Annotated in this window: 1 pseudogene; it reads left to right on the top strand. The window is 42.1% G+C overall.

Annotated elements, in window-relative coordinates:
- A pseudogene (locus L8D11_RS05655) lies at positions 1-247 on the top strand (hypothetical protein); the annotation flags it as partial.

The raw sequence follows: 247 nt of genomic DNA, 5'->3' as shown, positions 1-247 counted from the left end.
GCTTTCAAATTGCATGGATTCTAGCTTAGTTACTACTATTTTACAGGAGGCTCTTGCTAAATATCCAGCGCCACTAATATTTAATAGTGACCAAGGAAGCCAATATACAGGCTCAGAACATATTAATCGAGTAGAGAGGCGCATTGCAGCACCTCCCTCTCACACCACCGTACAAGCGATGTCGCATAGGGCGGTTTCAGATTTGTGTTTACCAAAAGCAGAGTACATAGAGAAGAGATTAATCTTC

This window comes from Candidatus Bandiella numerosa (assembly GCF_021811875.1).
Taxonomy (GTDB): Bacteria; Pseudomonadota; Alphaproteobacteria; order Rickettsiales; family Midichloriaceae; genus Aquirickettsia; species Aquirickettsia numerosa_A.
Note: the sequence above shows the minus strand (reverse complement) of the source record. Positions and strands in the feature narration are given on the sequence as shown.